Source organism: Saccharopolyspora tripterygii (assembly GCF_054778355.1).
Genome location: NZ_BAAGZP010000027.1, coordinates 32,052 through 48,082, shown reverse-complemented (window position 1 = coordinate 48,082; position 16,031 = coordinate 32,052). Strand labels below are relative to the sequence as shown.

The window sequence follows — 16,031 nt, the reverse complement described above, 5'->3', positions numbered from 1 at the left end:
TCCGCCTCGAATATCCGCAGGTAGCGGCCGGGAGGTGTGTGCACATGGGGCGCGCTGTCGGGATCGACCTGGGCACGACCAACTCCGTGGTCGCCGTCCTCGAGGGCGGCGAGGCCACGGTCATCGCCAACTCGGAGGGCGCGCGGACCACGCCCTCGGTGGTGGCCTTCGCGAAGAACGGCGAGCTGCTGACCGGTCAGCCCGCGAAGAACCAGGCGGTCACCAACGTCGGCCGCACCATCCGGTCGGTCAAGCGCCACATGGGCACCGACTGGAAGGTCGGCATCGACGAGAAGGACTACACGCCGCAGGAGATCTCCGCGCGCGTGCTGATGAAGCTCAAGCGCGATGCCGAGTCCTACCTGGGTGAGGAAGTGACCGACGCGGTCATCACCGTCCCCGCCTACTTCGACGACGCGCAGCGGCAGACCACCAAGGAAGCCGGCCAGATCGCCGGGCTCGACGTGCTGCGCATCATCAACGAGCCGACCGCCGCCGCGCTGGCCTACGGCCTGGAGAAGGGCGAGAAGGAGCAGACCATCCTGGTGTTCGACCTGGGCGGCGGCACCTTCGACGTGTCGCTCCTCGACGTCGGCGAAGGGCTGGTGGAGGTCAAGGCGACCTCCGGCGACACCCATCTCGGCGGCGACGACTGGGACGAACGCATCGTCGAATGGCTGGTGGAGAGGTTCCGCTCCAGCTCAGGCGTGGACCTCAGCCGCGACCCGATGGCCATGCAGCGGATCAAGGAAGCCGCCGAGAAGGCCAAGATCGAGCTGTCGTCCTCCTCGCAGACGAACATCAACCTGCCCTACGTCACCGTCGACGCGGACCGGAACCCGCTGTTCCTGGACGAGACGCTGTCCCGCGCCGAGTTCCAGCGCATCACCTCCGACCTGCTGGAGCGCTGCCGGAAGCCCTTCAGCAACGCGATCAAGGACGCCGGGGTCCAGGTCGGCGACATCGACCACGTGGTGCTCGTGGGTGGCTCGACCCGGATGCCGTCGGTGGCCGATCTGGTGCGGGAGCTCACCGGTGGCAAGGAACCGAACAAGGGCGTCAACCCGGACGAGGTCGTCGCGGTCGGTGCTTCGCTGCAGGCCGGTGTGCTGCGCGGTGAGGTCAAGGACGTCCTGCTGCTCGACGTCACCCCGCTGTCCCTGGGCATCGAGACCAAGGGCGGCATCATGACCAAGCTGATCGAGCGCAACACCACGATCCCGACCAAGCGCTCCGAGACCTTCACGACCGCCGACGACAGCCAGCCGTCGGTGATGGTCCAGGTCTTCCAGGGCGAGCGGGAGATGGCCGCGCACAACAAGAAGCTCGGCATGTTCGAGCTGACCGGCCTGCCGCCGGCGCCGCGCGGTGTGCCGCAGATCGAGGTCACCTTCGACATCGACGCCAACGGCATCGTGCACGTCTTCGCCAAGGACCTCGGCACCGGACGCGAGCAGTCCATCAAGATCAGCGGCGGCTCCGCGCTGCCGAAGGACGACATCGACCGCATGGTCTCCGACGCTGAGACCCACGCCGACGAGGACCGCAAGCGTCGCGAGGAGGCCGAGACCCGCAACCAGGCCGAGACGCTCGTCTACCAGACCGAGAAGGTCCTCACCGACAACTCGGACAAGGTCCCGGAGGACACCAGGACGCAGGTGCGCGACGCCATCGGCGAGGTCAACGAGGCGCTCAAGGGCGACGACGTCGACCGGATGCGCACCGCCACCGACGCCCTCGCGTCCAAGTCCCAAGCCCTCGGGCAAGCGATCTACGGCCAACCCGGCGCGGGCCAGGACACCACCGCGGGCGCGCAAGGCGCCGCCGGCGCGTCCTCCTCGCAGTCGTCGTCCCAGTCCGACGACGACATCCTCGACGCAGAGGTCGTAGACGACGACAACAACGACAAGAACACCTCCTGACCCCGGCCCGACCAGGCCCTGGAAGTGCGTGCGGACCCGAGTGCGACGCGACCGGTCCCAGTTTTAGGGGTCGTTTCAGAATGCGGCGGAGCCGTTGCTTCAGGTGTGGGACTCAGCTGGCACCGCCGCGGGTTCTCACACGTCGTCTGGCGAGTACGCCGCGACGCCGTGTATTGGCATACATCAGGAGTGGCGCACGGAGTCCAGACGGCGTGTGAGGTTCCGCCACCCGCACCGCCAAGCAAGGTGATTCTGCAACGACCCCTTAGTCCAAACCGAGCCATGATCATGTCCGTTTTGTCGGCTCAGTTTGGACTAAAACTGGGAAATGCCGAGCCCGTCCCGCCCAGCTCCCGTTGCCGGACTGTCGCCGGCGCTCCTGTCTCGTCGGTGCCACCGGTTTCGGCGACGGGACGCGATGTCCACCGATCGAATGACCTGATCAACGAGTGTCAGGCTTGCAGTCGACGCCGCGTAGTTGCTATTGGCGGCGGGGCGCTTCAATCCACACGAAGGGACGTTCCTCCGCACGTCCTGGGTTCGCGCTGGTCAACACAAAACTCGATCGGAGCCGTGGATCGTCCACTTCGCGCTGCTTGATCGTGTTGAGAACCCCGCCCACCGCACGGACAGTTACTGACTACCAACGAGACGGTGCAGGGTTTGTGGGGAGGCCGGTATGCGGGGGGTTGTTGCGTGCCAACTAGTCATCGCGAGCCTGGTCGCGTGCGCGTTGACGGCGTGCGGCGGACCGGATCCATCCGAGGCGTCGGTGACGCCTTCCGTTCCAGACAGGACGAACGCGCTGGCGCCGAGTGACCCGCTGGTCCTCACCGCTCACCGCGGCGTCCTCACCTCGGTCAACGTGACCGCCAACGGCGCTCCCGTCCCCGGCGAGATCGCCAGGGACGGTCAGAAGTGGACGATCAACGCCCCGATGGCCTTCGGGACGACCTACCACGTGCAGGCGGTGGCCCACGACCAGGAAGGCCGGCCGTCGATCCCGCTGAACTCGACGTTCACCACCGCCGCGCCCACCGACATCGTCAACGTCGACCGGACCCGGCCCAGCGACGGCGACACCGTCGGCATCGCCATGCCGGTCTCGATCTACTTCGACAAGCCCGTCAAGGACCGCGCCGCCGTCGAGCGCCGCCTGCAGATCGAGACCTCCGTTCCCACCGAGGGCTCGTTCAACTGGTACTCCGACGACCAGGTCAACTGGCGCCCCAAGGACTACTGGAAGCCCGGAACGCAGGTCACGGTCCGCGCCAACCTCTACGGCGTCGACACCGGCGAGGGCGTGATGGGCGACAAGAACTTCGAGTCCCACTTCACCGTCGGCCGCGACCAGCGCACCGTCGGCGACGTCAACGCCCACAACCTCGTCGTCTACCAGGACGGCCAGGAGATCCGGAGGATGGACGCCTCCTACGGTCAGTCGGCGTACCCGACGCAGTCCGGCATCCACGTCGCCACCGAACGCCACGACTCCGTGCGGATGAACTCCTGGAGCTGGGGCGGACCGGCCAAGGGATCCGCGGGCGCCTACGACGAGGTCCTGCCCAACGCCGTGCGGATCTCCAACAACGGCGAGTACGTGCACACCAACACCTCCAGCACCTGGGCGCAGGGGTCGTCGAACGTCTCGCACGGCTGCGTCAACCTCTCCAGCGAGGACGGCAGGTGGTTCCTGGAGTTCACGCAGATCGGCGACCCGGTGGAGATCGTCGGCTCGGAGAAGCCGCTGACGCCCGACGACGGTGACATCTGGGACTGGACGGTGCCCTGGGAGGAGTACGTCAAGGGCAGCGCCCTGTTCCACTCGCCCTGATCCGTTCGGCAACGAGGCCCGGAGCGCGCATCGCGCTCCGGGCCTTGTGCTTGGATCGGTGGTGTGGACCTGCTGCGTCATCTCCGGTTCTTCGTCGCGGTCGCCGAGGAAGGCCACTTCGGACACGCCGCCGATCGCCTCGGCATGACCCAGCCGCCGCTCTCGCAAGGCGTGCAGCGGCTGGAGGGGCATCTCGGCGTCACCCTGCTGATCAGGGGTTCTCGCGGCGTCCGGCTGACCACGGCGGGCGCCGACCTGCTGCCTCGCGCGCGGACGCTGCTGGAAGGCGCGGGCGACTTCACCGAGGCCGCCCGCAGGCAGCGGGAACGCAGGGGAGCGGTGCGCATCGGCGTCATCGCCGCTCTCGGCGACCACCTGGTCGCCGGCCTGGTCGCCGCGTTGCGCGCCGCGGCACCGGATCCGGCCGCGCGCACCGTCATCGTCACCACCGCCCCCACCGTCGACCTGGTCGACGCCGTCGCGGGAGGGCGGCTGGACTGCGCGGTCGTGCACCACCCGGCGCTGCTCGGCGACCTGCGGACGTCGCAGGTGGTGAAGATCCCGCGCCGGCTGCTGGTGCCCGCCGACCACCCCTCGGCCGCGAAGCCGACGCTCCGCGCCTTGCGCGGGCTGGACTGCGCCACCGCGCCGCGCGCCGACGGCACCGCCGCCTTCGACCTGCTGGTGGACACCTTGCGGGAGCGCGGTCTCGACCCCGGGTTCCTGCCCGCGCCCGGCGATCGCGAAGCTCTCAGCGCGGTCGCCGCCGGGCGTGCTTTCGCGCTCAGCGCCGATCCCGGCGTCCGCGCGCCGGGCGTGGTGTCCGCCCCGGCGGGGGACGCGCTGGCGTTGCGGGTGCGGGTGATCTGGCCGGATCCGGCGCCGCAGCCTGACGTGTGCGAGGCGCTGGAGAGCGCGCTGCGGGAGCAGCCGTGAGCGCCGAGCAGCGCATCCGCGACGTGCTCGCCGACGCGGGCGCGCAGGGCTGGGTGCACGCGATCCGGCTCGGTGGCGGTGGCCACCAGCTCGGCATCGGCGCCGATGAGCTCGTGGTCACCGCCTCGGTGTACAAGCTGCCGCTGCTGGTCGCCCTGGCGCGGGCCTTCGACTCCGGAGCGCTCGATCCGCGCGAGGCGATCCGGTTGGAGCCGACCTCGTGCACGCCCGGCCCGACCGGGGTTTCGCTCTTCCAGGACCCCGTGCGGATGTCGTGGCGGGACCTCGCGGCGTCGATGATCGCGGTGTCGGACAACGCCGCCGCCGACGTCATCCTCGGGGCGGTCGGCCTCGACGCCGTGACGGCCGCGCTCGGCGATCTCGGCCTGGAACGCACCCGGGTGGTCGGGGGCACGGCCGACTCGCACGCCGCCCTGGCCCGGGAGATGGGCACGACGAGCGCGTCGGAGGCCTTCGCGTTGCTGGCCGACAACGACGAGGCCCGCACCGTCCGCGCCTACGACCCGTCCTACGCCAGCGCGACCACGCCTCGCGAGATGACCCGGTTGATGGAGTTGATCTGGGCCGACCAGGTCGCGTCCCCGCAGCAGTGCGAGTTCGTCCGCAGGCTGCTCGGTCAGCAGGCCTGGATGCACCGGGTCCGGGCGGGGTTCCCGTTCCAGGGGGTTCGCGTGGCGGGCAAGACCGGCACGATCGGGGCGGTGCGCAACGAGGTGTCCGTGGTGGAGTTCGACGGGGAGGCCCCGGTGGCGGTGTCGGTGTTCACCCTCGCGGCTCGTGCGGACCCGGCGCTTCCCCGGGTGGACGCCGCGATCGCCGAGTGCGCCCGGATCGCGATCACCGACCTCCGTTCGGGGCGCCTCTGAGTGCGTGCGCTCGCCATCTCCCAGTTTTAGTCCAAACCGAGCCATGATCATGTCCGTTTTGTCGGCTCAGTTTGGACTAAAACTGGGCTGCTCCCGGTGGTGACCTCCCGAGGGTGCCCCAATTCCGGGTTGATTTTTCGGGGTGGCGGGTGTGGGGGTTGGGGGTGCAGCTGGGGTGATATTCGACGGCTATCGCGGTGGGGTCTCGTGCTTATTGGCGCTATCGGTTCGTTGCTGGTTGGTTGGGGGTGTTGGTTCGAGCGAAGGGAAAGAAGTTGCAGCACAACGAATTCCGAGTGGGACGACGCGCCGTTCTGGCGGCGCTGCTGGCAGCGCCGGTGGCGGCGTGCGCGCCGAGCGCGCAGTCCACGGCCCCCGCTCCGGTCGCCGGCCCGGACCCGGCGCTGGTCGAGCTCGAACGGCGCTACGACGCCCGCCTCGGCCTCTTCGCGCGCAACACCGCCACCGGGCGGACCCTCGCGCACCGGGCCGACGAGCGCGTCGCGATGTGCTCGACGTTCAAGGTCTACGCCTCGGCCGCGCTGCTGCGCGCCCACGGCCTCGCCGGCGGCTACTTCGAGCACGTCATCCGCTACGACGCCGGTCAGCTCGTGGAGTACTCACCGGTCACCGAGACCCGGGTGGGCGTCGGGATGACCGTCGGCGAGCTGTGCGCGGCGGCGCTGCAGCACTCCGACAACACCGCGGCGAACCTGCTGCTGCGCGAACTCGGCGGCCCGCGAGCCATCACCGACTTCGCGCGCGCGATCGGCGACCCGGTGACCCGGCTGGACCGCTGGGAGGTGGAGCTCAACACCGCCGTCCCCGGTGACGAGCGGGATACCTCCACGCCGCGCGCGCTGGCCGACGGCCTGCAACAGCTCCTGCTCGGCGATGCGCTGGGCGCTCCCGAGCGCGAACGGCTGACCGGCTGGATGCTCGGCAACACCACCGGTGATGCCCGGATCCGCGCCGGTGTCCCGCGCGAGTGGCGCACCGCGGACAAGACCGGCGGCGGCAGTGCTTACGGCGTCGCCAACGACATCGCCGTGACCTGGACCGGAAGCGGAACGCCGATCGTCATCTCGCTGCTCACCGGTCGACCGCGCGAGCACGACGAGGCCAGAAACGCGCTGCTGTCGGACGCCGCTCGGCTCGTCGCCACCCGGCTGGCCTGACCCCCAGGGCACGATTCGTGGGCGCTCCGCCCGAAGCGGAGCGCGCCGTCGCCCACCTGCGCGGAGTCGCGCCCGGTGCGGGCGGAGCTTCTCGCGAGGGCGAGGCGGATCGATGCGCTATCTGTCGAAGCGACCTGTTTTGATCGCTCTGACGAAATAGCGCCACTGAGCGAAGTTGGTGGTTAACAGACCCCCGGCGCGGTCCTTGGTGTCGCGCACGGCGGCACCGCCGATGGTGCGACCGACCTCGACGCAGTTGGTCTCCTGGCTGCTCCGGCTGGACTTGCGCCAACCTACCGGCGACTGCAGCAACGTCACGGTGTTGTCTCCTCTCGGTGGATGATCTCGTCGACGAGGCGAACCGAGTCGTCGCTGCTCATCGCGAATTGCCCCAGGTCCTTCCTGGCCTTGACGAATGCCGTCACATCACCGGGGTCCCGCAGGAATGCGCTGGACCTGTGGTGTTCGAGGTGGACGACGGGAGATGCCTTCGCGAACTCGAGGAGCACGAAGGATCCTGCGTGCGCGGGGGTCCATCCGGCGGACAGCGGGATGATCCGCATGTCGATGTTGTCGCGGGCGCTCATCTGGCGGACGTGCCGCAACTGGTCGATGAGCACGGCGCGACCGCCGATGGGCTGGTGGAGCACCGATTCGAGCAGGAAGGCCGTGTACTGCACCGGTTCCTGGTGGCGGGTGATGACCTCGCGCCGACCGAGCCGCACCGCCACGCGGGTGGAGACCTCGTGCTCGGGGATGCCGGTGCCCATGATCGCCCGGGCGTAGTCGGTGGTCTGCAGCAGGCCGGGGATGAGGATCGGGGAGACGTCGGTGATCGCGGTGGCGATCCGCTCGAACTCCAGCAGCGCGGTGAGCTGATCGGCCTCACCGACTGATCCGACCGACACCGAGTTGGGTGGTTCGGCTTGCGCCTCTCGGGTGAGTCGCAGCAGCCGATCGCGAGCGGGGCTGGAGAGCCCCAGCACGGCGCACACGGCGGACACGGATTCGGTCGACGGCACTCGTTCGCCGCGCTCCCAGCGGACCACGACGGAGTGCGAAACGTCGAGACGTCCGGCTAATTGGCGCAGCCCGAGACCGGAACGCGATCTCGCGTCCCGGATTTCCGCACCGAGAACGTAGGCCCGCGGCGCCGGAGTGGTCTCGCTCATGCACCACAGCTTATTTCAGGTGCGGAATCGCACGGCACGGTGGGTCAAGTTGCGGGAAAGACGTTGACTACGCACCGATGTGTGCGCCGAATGGCGTCATTCGTTCGGGGAATTGCCGGAGTGGTCCCGAGACCATGAGCATTGGTCTCGAGATGATCGAGATCGCTGCGGAGCCGGGAGGGGCTGCGCGCGCGGTCTGCGTTCCGCACCGCGAAGTCGTGGTGCGGTGACGACAAGAGGGGGCGGTGTATCCCGATGTACCCGTTTCACTGGGTGCCTGCGGACGGACGGCGACACGCGAGTCTGGACAGACGGCCGTGGGGCAACGCCTACCCGAGCGGCATGCTCGTCAGCACCTTGTGCAGCCAGGAGGTCGTGGCCGACGCGACCCGGGAGGCGTGGCTGTGGAAGACCTGCGGCGACTGCCACTCCGAGGCGCGCCGGGTCGCTGCGGCCGTCGTCGACGTGCCGCGCATGTCCGTGTGACGAGATCTGCTGCAAGGGAACGAGTTCCGGATCAGGTGCGCTTGGCACGGCTGGGAGCCACCCGGGGCGGTTCGTTGGGCTGCTTGGGGTAGACCGGTGGCCAGGGAGCGTCCTGCAACCCGTCGGCGATGTCCCGGTCGTAGCGTTCCAGCAGCGGCTGGATCGACTGCGGCCGGGTGTCGGCCCACGGGTCACCGCGTTCGGCGAGCCGGCCGGGCACGGTGGCGATGGTCAGCTGATCGGGGTCGATGCCCTCCAGCTCGTCCCAGCCGATCGGGGTCGACACCTGGCCGCCGACCCGCGGCCTGGCGCACCACGCGCCGAAAACCGTCTTGTGCGGCGCGTTCTGGTTGAAGTCCACGAACACGCGCCGACCCCGCTCCTCCTTCCACCACTGCGCGGTGATCAGGTCGGGGTGGCGGCGTTCGAGCTCGCGCGCCAGCGCAACGGCTGCGGCCCGCACCCGGTAGCTGTCCCACTCGGGTCGCAGCGGCACGTAGAGGTGTAGGCCCCGCGATCCGGAGGTCTTCAGCCGCACGTCGATGCCGTCCTCCGCCAGGAACTCGCGCGTGCGCACCGCGGCGTCGGAGACCTCCGCGAAGCCCACACCGGGTGAGGGGTCGAGGTCGATGCGCAGCTCGTCGATGATCTCCGGGCGACCGGCCTGGTAGGGCCACACGTGGAAGCCGAGGCACCCCATGTTGACGGCCCAGACGATGTGCGCGAGGTCCGCGGCGACCAGCGCGTCGCTGGTGGTTCCGTTGGGCGTCTCGACCACGGTCGTGCGCAACCACTCCGGTGCCGAGGCGGGCACCCTCTTCTGGAAGAACGACTTCCCGCTCGCGCCGTCCGGATGCCGTTCCATCAGCAGCGGACGACCGCCCAGCGTGCTCAGCAGCGGACCGGCGACCGACCGGTAGTAGTGCACGAGGTCGAGCTTGGTCTCACCGCGCTTGGTGAAGAAGACCTTGTCCGGGTGCGACACGGGCACCTCGGTGCCCTCGACGTCCAGCTTCACGGCCTCGCCCACGACGACCTCCGGTGCTCAACCCCTCGGTGACCAGCGTAGGCGGGCGCACCGACCGGCGCAGGCGGTTCGCGAGCGGGGTGGGGGAAGTCCGGGTGGGACGTCCCCCACGACCGGTCACCAGCCGCGTTCGCGCCACTCGGGAAGCTTGGGGCGTTCGGCACCGAGGGTGGAGTCGTCCCCGTGGCCCGGGTAGAACCACGTGTCGTCCGGCAGCTCGGCGAAGACCCGGTTCTCCACGTCGTCGACCAGCGACCGGAAGTCCTCCGGCGAGGTCGTGCGGCCCACGCCTCCCGGGAACAGCGAGTCGCCGGTGAACAGGTGCGGGTGGCCCGCCGGATCCCGGTAGACCAGCGCGATCGAACCGGGGGTGTGCCCGCGCAGGTGGATCACCGACAGCTCGGAGTCACCGACCGCGACGGTATCGCCCTGCTCGACCAGGCGGTCGGGCGGCACCGGCAACTCGTCGGCATCGGCCGGGTGCGCCACGGTGAAGCAGCCGGTCGAGCCGGCCACCGCGCCCAGCGCCTGCCAGTGGTCGCCGTGCTGGTGGGTGGTGACGATGGTCCGGAGGCGGGGGCGCCGCTCGTCGTGGCCGAGCAGGTCGCTCAGCCGTTCCGGGTCGTTGGCCGCGTCCACCAGCAACGCGTCCCCGGTGCTCTTGCACACCAGCAGGTAGGCGTTGTTGTCCATCGGGCCGACCGAGATCTTGGTGATCGTCAGCGCGTCCAGCTCCCGGCGCGCCGCCGCGCCGCCGGGCTCCACGTGTCCGGTGTACTCAGCTTGAAGCTCCACGCGCAGAGCCTAACGTCCGCGGCCGCGTCGCGGTCGCGTGATCGGCTCACGACCACCCGGGCAGTTCGGGCGCGTCGCCGCGCAGCTCCCCGGACCCGGTGCGGCCGAGCAGCCAGCCCAGCATCGGAGCGGGTTCGCCGGAGACCTCCACCGGTCGGGAGGTGGTGCCGCGCAGTTCCCACTGGCGGCGGTGATCGCCGAAGTCGGCCTCCAGCGACACGGCCGGCACGTCCGGTCGCCCGCCGAAGAGCTGCACGACGTCCTCGAGGAGCTGCTCGGCGTCGGCGGCGGGGATGTCGGTGAAGTCCACGTCGTGGTCGAGGTCGACCAGGTGGACCCACACCTCCAGCAACCGCATCCGGGGAATGTGGTGCGCGGGCATGTCGCCGGTGGTCCCGGTGACCTCCGCCGTCCAATCGGAGCCGGGCAGGTCGCGCGCTGCCGCGTCGAACCGGTCGCTGGAGGCCACCAGGTCCTCCAGGAGCAGCTGGTGGCTGCGCGGGGCGCCTTCCTGGATGGCCTGGTCCCGGTCGTCGGCGCTGGCGTACATCGGGTGCTCGATGCCGGTGCGCGCCCACAGCAGCAGGTTGCAGCAGGCGTCGGCGTTGCGGGCCAGGTGGGTGATCACGTGAGCTCTGCTCCAGCCGGGCAGCAGGCTGGGCTGGCGCACGGAGAGCTCGTCGAGCTCAGAAGCGGAGCGCACCAGGACTTCGGTGGCGTGCTGGACGGCGACCAGCCGGCGGGCGACCTCGTCTGCCAGGGCTTGCGCAGACCAACGGCCGGTACCGAGAACGATGTCAGCCATGGCTCTACCTCACGTGGGGGGAGGGCGGGCGGACTTGCGGGCACAACGTGAAGTTCTGAGCGTAAAGGCGCAGCACACATCCCCGACAGTGCTCAATTCGGGCGACTTTGCGTATCGTCGTGAGGGGGCAGCCACCGCCGGATCGCGCCACATCTCACACGTTGGGGTGATGGCAGGGGCAGGTGCTCGGCACCTGGAGCCGTCGGTCCGAGACTGTCGGAGGCCCCGAATAGCATGGACGTCGCAACGTCGCGACCGGATGCCGCGCCGGCGGACCGCTGCCTGGAGCAGGCGGCCGCCCGACAAGACGGCGCGCGCTCGCGCAACACCAGAACTTCTCGAAGGGATCACCGTGGCTGACCGCCTCGTCGTTCGCGGCGCCCGTGAGCACAACCTGCGCGGGATCGACATCGACCTGCCCCGGGACAGCCTGATCGTGTTCACCGGGCTGTCCGGTTCGGGCAAGTCGAGCCTGGCGTTCGACACCATCTTCGCCGAGGGGCAGCGCCGCTACGTCGAGTCGCTGTCCGCCTACGCCCGGCAGTTCCTCGGTCAGATGGACAAGCCGGACGTGGACTTCATCGAGGGCCTGTCCCCGGCGGTGTCGATCGACCAGAAGTCCACCAGCCGCAACCCGCGGTCCACGGTGGGCACCATCACCGAGGTCTACGACTACCTGCGGCTGCTCTACGCCCGCGCGGGCAAGGCGCACTGCCCGACCTGCGGCGAGGCGATCAGCAAGCAGACCCCGCAGCAGATCGTCGACCAGGTCCTGGAGATGCCCGAGCGGGCGAAGTTCCAGGTCCTGGCCCCGGTCGTGCGCGGCCGCAAGGGCGAGTACGTCGACCTGTTCGAGCAGCTGCGCTCCTCCGGCTACGCCCGTGCCCGGGTCGACGGCGTGGTGCACCCGCTCGACGAGCCGCCGAAGCTCAAGAAGCAGGAGAAGCACGACATCGCCGTCGTGATCGACCGGCTCACCGTCAAGTCCAGCGCCAAGCAGCGGCTCACCGACTCGGTCGAGACCGCGCTGCGGCTGGCCGACGGACTGGTGCTGATCGAGTTCATCGATCTCGACGAGTCCGACCCGGCGCGCGAGCGCAAGTTCTCCGAGAACCTGGCCTGCCCGAACGGGCACGCGCTGGGCGTCGACGAGCTCGAACCGCGGTCCTTCTCCTTCAACTCGCCCTACGGCGCCTGCCCCGAGTGCGCGGGTCTGGGCATCCGAAAGGAGGTCGACCCGGAGCTGGTCGTGCCCGACGAGGACCTCTCTCTGGGCGACGGCGCGATCGCGCCGTGGGCCGGCGGGCACACCGCCGAGTACTTCTCCCGGTTGCTGACCTCGCTGTCGGAGGCCATCGGGTTCCGGATGGACACCCCGTGGCGGCAGCTGCCCACCAAGGTCAAGAAGGCGGTGCTGCACGGCACCGACGACCAGGTGCACGTGCGCTACCGCAACCGCTACGGCCGCACCCGCTCCTACTACGCCAGCTACGAGGGCGTCATCCCGTTCCTGGAGCGGCGGCTGGAGCAGACCGAGTCGGACTACGCGCGCGAGAAGTACGAGGGCTACATGCGCGACGTGCCGTGCCCGGCGTGCGACGGCACCCGCCTCAAGCCCGAGATCCTCGCGGTGACCATGGAGAACGAGACCGACGAGCTCTCCATCGCCGACGTCAGCGCGCTGAGCGTCCAGGAGTGCGCGGAGTTCCTCAACGCCCTGGTCCTGGGGCCGCGCGAGCAGATGATCGCCGGTGCCGTGCTCAAGGAGATCCAGGCCCGGCTGGGCTTCCTGCTCGACGTCGGGCTGGACTACCTGTCGCTGGACCGCGCCGCGGGCACGCTCTCCGGTGGTGAGGCCCAGCGCATCCGGCTGGCCACGCAGATCGGGTCCGGCCTGGTCGGCGTGCTCTACGTCCTCGACGAGCCCTCGATCGGGCTGCACCAGCGCGACAACCACCGGCTGCTGGAGACGCTGAGCCGGCTGCGGGACCTGGGCAACACGCTCATCGTCGTCGAGCACGACGAGGACACGGTGCGCAGCGCCGACTGGGTGGTTGACATCGGCCCCGGGGCGGGAGAGCACGGTGGCGAGGTCGTGCACAGCGGCTCGTACAAGGAGCTGCTGAAGAACAAGGAGTCGCTGACCGGCGCCTACTTGGCGCGGCGCAAGGAGATCCCGGTTCCCACCGAGCGCCGGGTCCCCGACCGCAAGCGGCAGCTGACGGTGGTGGGGGCGCGCGAGCACAACCTGCGCAAGATCGACGTGTCGTTCCCGCTGGGGCTGTTGACCGCGGTCACCGGCGTCTCCGGTTCGGGCAAGTCGACGCTGGTCAACGACATCCTCGCGGCGGTGCTGGCCAACAAGCTCAACGGCGCGCGGCAGGTTCCCGGACGGCACACCCGGGTCAAGGGCCTGGAGCACGTCGACAAGCTGGTGCAGGTGGACCAGTCGCCGATCGGCCGCACCCCGCGGTCCAACCCGGCCACCTACACCGGCGTCTTCGACCACATCCGCAAGCTGTTCGCGGCGACCACCGAGGCGAAGGTGCGCGGCTACCAGCCGGGCCGGTTCTCGTTCAACATCAAGGGCGGCCGGTGCGAGTCGTGCGCCGGTGACGGCACGTTGAAGATCGAGATGAACTTCCTGCCCGACGTCTACGTCCCGTGCGAGGTGTGCAAGGGCGCCCGGTACAACCGGGAAACCCTGGAGGTGCACTACAAGGGCAAGACGATCGCCGAGGTCCTCGACATGCCGATCGAGGAGGCCGCGGAGTTCTTCGAGCCGATCAACGCGATCCACCGCCACCTCAGGACGCTGGTGGACGTCGGTCTGGGCTACGTGCGGCTCGGCCAGCCCGCGCCGACGCTGTCGGGCGGTGAGGCGCAGCGCGTCAAGCTGGCCAGCGAGCTGCAGAAGCGCTCGACCGGCAAGACGGTCTACATCCTCGACGAGCCGACCACGGGCCTGCACTTCGAGGACATCCGCAAGCTGCTCGGCGTGATCAACGGCCTGGTCGACAAGGGCAACACCGTGATCGTCATCGAGCACAACTTCGACGTCATCAAGACGGCGGACTGGATCCTGGACATGGGTCCGGAGGGCGGTCACGGCGGCGGTCTGCTGCTGGCCGAGGGGATGCCGGAGGACGTCGCCGAGGTCGAGGACAGCCACACCGGTCGCTATCTCGCCGAGCTGTTGGGCTGAATGCCAGTCAGACCCCCGCCGGGGGCCTGATTTTCGCTCGTTTGTACCCTTTCCGCCAAAGCGCGGGTCATCGGCACAGGGTGGCCCGCGCTCGGACTGCCCGCGGTGAACGTCATCGGGTGCCGCACTTCCGGGCCGCCTGACGCGAGAGTTCCCGCGCCACATGCGGAAAGGGAGTGCCGGTGGACGAGCTCAACGACGCGATCGTCGCGCTGAACGACACGTTCTGGCTGTACCTCATCATCCCCGTGCTCGCGGTGCTGAGCCTGTACTTCACCGTGCGCTCGAAAGCCGTGCAGATCCGGATGATCCCGGAGATGGTCCGCGCGATGGGCGGCAAGGCCGAGATCGCCGAGGACGGCGGGAAGGCGATCTCGTCGTTCCAGGCGTTCGCGATCTCCGCCGCCGCGCGCATCGGCACCGGCAACATCGCGGGCGTGGCCACGGCCATCGCGCTCGGCGGTCCCGGTGCGGTGTTCTGGATGTGGACGATGGGCTTGGTCGTGGGCGCGGCCAGCTTCGTGGAGTCCACCCTCGCGCAGCTCTACAAGGTGCGGGACAAGTCCGGTTTCCGCGGCGGCCCCGCGTACTACATGCTGCACGGCCTGCGGGCGCGCTGGATGGGCGTCCTGTTCGCCGTGGTCATCACGGTGACCTTCGGATTCGTGTTCACCGCGGTGCAGGCCAACACGATCGTCGACGCGATCCTCACCTCGGTCGAGGCCACCGGCACGAGCTCGAACGGCTGGATGCAGCCGGTTCTGGGGCTCGCGCTGGTCGCGCTGACCGCTCTGATCATCTTCGGCGGCGTGCGGCGGATCGCGCAGACCGCCGAGCTGCTGGTGCCGTTCATGGCCGGGCTCTACATGCTTCTCGGCCTGATCATCGTGGTGCTCAACATCGACGCGCTTCCGGGAGTCATCGCGCAGATCTTCAGCCACGCCTTCGGTTTCGAGGCGGTCGCGGGTGGCGGCATCGGCGCGGCGATCGTGCAGGGCGTCCGCCGCGGCATGTTCTCCAACGAGGCGGGTCTGGGTTCGGCCCCGAACGCCGGTGCCACCGCTTCGGTCAGCCACCCGGTCAAGCAGGGCCTGGTGCAGACCCTCGGCGTCTACGTGGACACCCTGCTGGTGTGCTCGACCACGGCGTTCATCGTGCTGCTGTCCAACCCGACCTTCGGTGACGAGGACCGCGGTGCCTCGATGACCCAGACGGCGCTGCAGGCCAACCTCGGTGACTGGTCGCTGCACCTGATGACGCTGATCATCCTGCTGGTCGCGTTCACCTCGGTGCTGGGCAACTACTACTACGGCGAGTCCAACGTGGGCTTCCTGACCGGAAACCGGGCGGTGCAGACCGGCTACAAGTGGGGCGTGCTGCTCGTGGTGTTCCTGGGCGCGATCGGCTCCTCGGACCTGATCTGGAACCTCGCCGACACCACGATGGGCGTCATGGCCCTGGTCAACCTCGCCGCGATCGCTCCGCTGAGCGCGGTCGCCCTCAAGCTCCTGCGCGACTACAACGCCCAGCGCGAGCAGGGGCTCGACCCGGTCTTCACCCGGGACCGGCTCCCGGAGCTCACCGGCGTGGAGTGCTGGGAGCCCAAGGAGCCGGTCAAGACGGAGGTCTGAGGGCCGTCGGGGAGTTGCTTTGCCCGGCGGTGCGTGCGCCGCTCCTGACGCATGCATTCCTGCCTGCATGCATGCAGGTCGGGTGGGTGGGGAAGTTTTCATGAAAACTTCCCCACCCACTACACGGAGTCCCGACGCACTCGTCACGAACAC

13 protein-coding genes are annotated in these 16,031 nt (G+C 69.3%); 8 read left to right on the top strand and 5 right to left on the bottom strand.

Features of this window, described 5'->3' with window-relative positions; genetic code table 11:
- The first annotated feature begins 44 nt into the window (after positions 1-44).
- The 5 genes from dnaK to bla all read left to right on the top strand — a co-directional run bounded on the left by dnaK (position 45) and on the right by bla (position 6,757).
- Complete coding sequence (dnaK, locus tag ACYVF3_RS19890) at positions 45-1,922, top strand: molecular chaperone DnaK (RefSeq protein WP_461155728.1); 1,878 nt, start codon at positions 45-47, stop codon at positions 1,920-1,922.
- 679 nt (positions 1,923-2,601) lie between these two features.
- Positions 2,602-3,756, top strand: coding sequence for a L,D-transpeptidase (locus ACYVF3_RS19885; RefSeq protein ID WP_461155727.1), 1,155 nt, complete (start codon positions 2,602-2,604; stop codon positions 3,754-3,756).
- Between the two features lie 63 nt (positions 3,757-3,819).
- Positions 3,820-4,692, top strand: a complete 873-nt coding sequence (locus tag ACYVF3_RS19880) for a LysR family transcriptional regulator (RefSeq protein WP_461155726.1) — start codon at positions 3,820-3,822, stop codon at positions 4,690-4,692.
- A complete protein-coding gene (locus ACYVF3_RS19875; RefSeq protein WP_461155725.1) occupies positions 4,689-5,579 on the top strand; it encodes a serine hydrolase in 891 nt (296 codons plus the stop codon). Before ACYVF3_RS19880 ends, ACYVF3_RS19875 begins: the two co-directional genes overlap by 4 nt.
- A 296-nt stretch (positions 5,580-5,875) precedes the next feature.
- Complete coding sequence (gene bla / locus ACYVF3_RS19870; protein ID WP_461156012.1) at positions 5,876-6,757, top strand: class A beta-lactamase; 882 nt, start codon at positions 5,876-5,878, stop codon at positions 6,755-6,757.
- A 117-nt stretch (positions 6,758-6,874) separates the two neighbouring features.
- On the opposite strand, the gene ACYVF3_RS19865 is transcribed toward bla, so the two are convergent.
- Positions 6,875-7,069 (bottom strand): DUF397 domain-containing protein, encoded by a 195-nt coding sequence (locus ACYVF3_RS19865; RefSeq protein ID WP_461156011.1) that lies wholly within the window; start codon positions 7,067-7,069, stop codon positions 6,875-6,877.
- 2 nt (positions 7,070-7,071) lie between these two features.
- Positions 7,072-7,929 carry a helix-turn-helix domain-containing protein gene (locus ACYVF3_RS19860; protein WP_461155724.1) on the bottom strand — a complete coding sequence of 286 codons (858 nt, stop codon included), beginning with the start codon at positions 7,927-7,929 and terminating at the stop codon, positions 7,072-7,074.
- A gap of 255 nt (positions 7,930-8,184) precedes the next feature.
- Between ACYVF3_RS19860 and ACYVF3_RS19855 the strand changes: the two genes are divergently transcribed.
- Positions 8,185-8,415, top strand: coding sequence for a zinc finger protein (locus ACYVF3_RS19855; RefSeq protein ID WP_461155723.1), 231 nt, complete (start codon positions 8,185-8,187; stop codon positions 8,413-8,415).
- A 31-nt stretch (positions 8,416-8,446) separates the two neighbouring features.
- On the opposite strand, the gene ligD is transcribed toward ACYVF3_RS19855, so the two are convergent.
- From ligD to ACYVF3_RS19840, 3 genes are all read right to left on the bottom strand, one after another.
- On the bottom strand, positions 8,447-9,445 hold the full coding sequence (gene ligD / locus ACYVF3_RS19850) for a non-homologous end-joining DNA ligase (RefSeq protein WP_461155722.1): 999 nt from the start codon (positions 9,443-9,445) through the stop codon (positions 8,447-8,449).
- Positions 9,446-9,559: 114 nt separating this feature from the next.
- Positions 9,560-10,237 carry an MBL fold metallo-hydrolase gene (locus ACYVF3_RS19845; RefSeq protein ID WP_461155721.1) on the bottom strand — a complete coding sequence of 226 codons (678 nt, stop codon included), beginning with the start codon at positions 10,235-10,237 and terminating at the stop codon, positions 9,560-9,562.
- Between the two features lie 46 nt (positions 10,238-10,283).
- Positions 10,284-11,042 (bottom strand): maleylpyruvate isomerase family mycothiol-dependent enzyme, encoded by a 759-nt coding sequence (locus tag ACYVF3_RS19840; RefSeq protein ID WP_461155720.1) that lies wholly within the window; start codon positions 11,040-11,042, stop codon positions 10,284-10,286.
- 352 nt (positions 11,043-11,394) lie between these two features.
- Here ACYVF3_RS19840 and uvrA point away from each other — a divergent pair, with 352 nt between their 5' ends.
- Both uvrA and ACYVF3_RS19830 read left to right on the top strand, forming a co-directional pair.
- Positions 11,395-14,247, top strand: coding sequence for an excinuclease ABC subunit UvrA (uvrA, locus tag ACYVF3_RS19835; RefSeq protein ID WP_461155719.1), 2,853 nt, complete (start codon positions 11,395-11,397; stop codon positions 14,245-14,247).
- Positions 14,248-14,429: 182 nt separating this feature from the next.
- The gene (locus ACYVF3_RS19830; protein ID WP_461155718.1) at positions 14,430-15,878 is read left to right on the top strand and encodes an alanine/glycine:cation symporter family protein; all 1,449 of its coding nucleotides are present in this window, start codon (positions 14,430-14,432) and stop codon (positions 15,876-15,878) included.
- Positions 15,879-16,031: the final 153 nt, after the last annotated feature.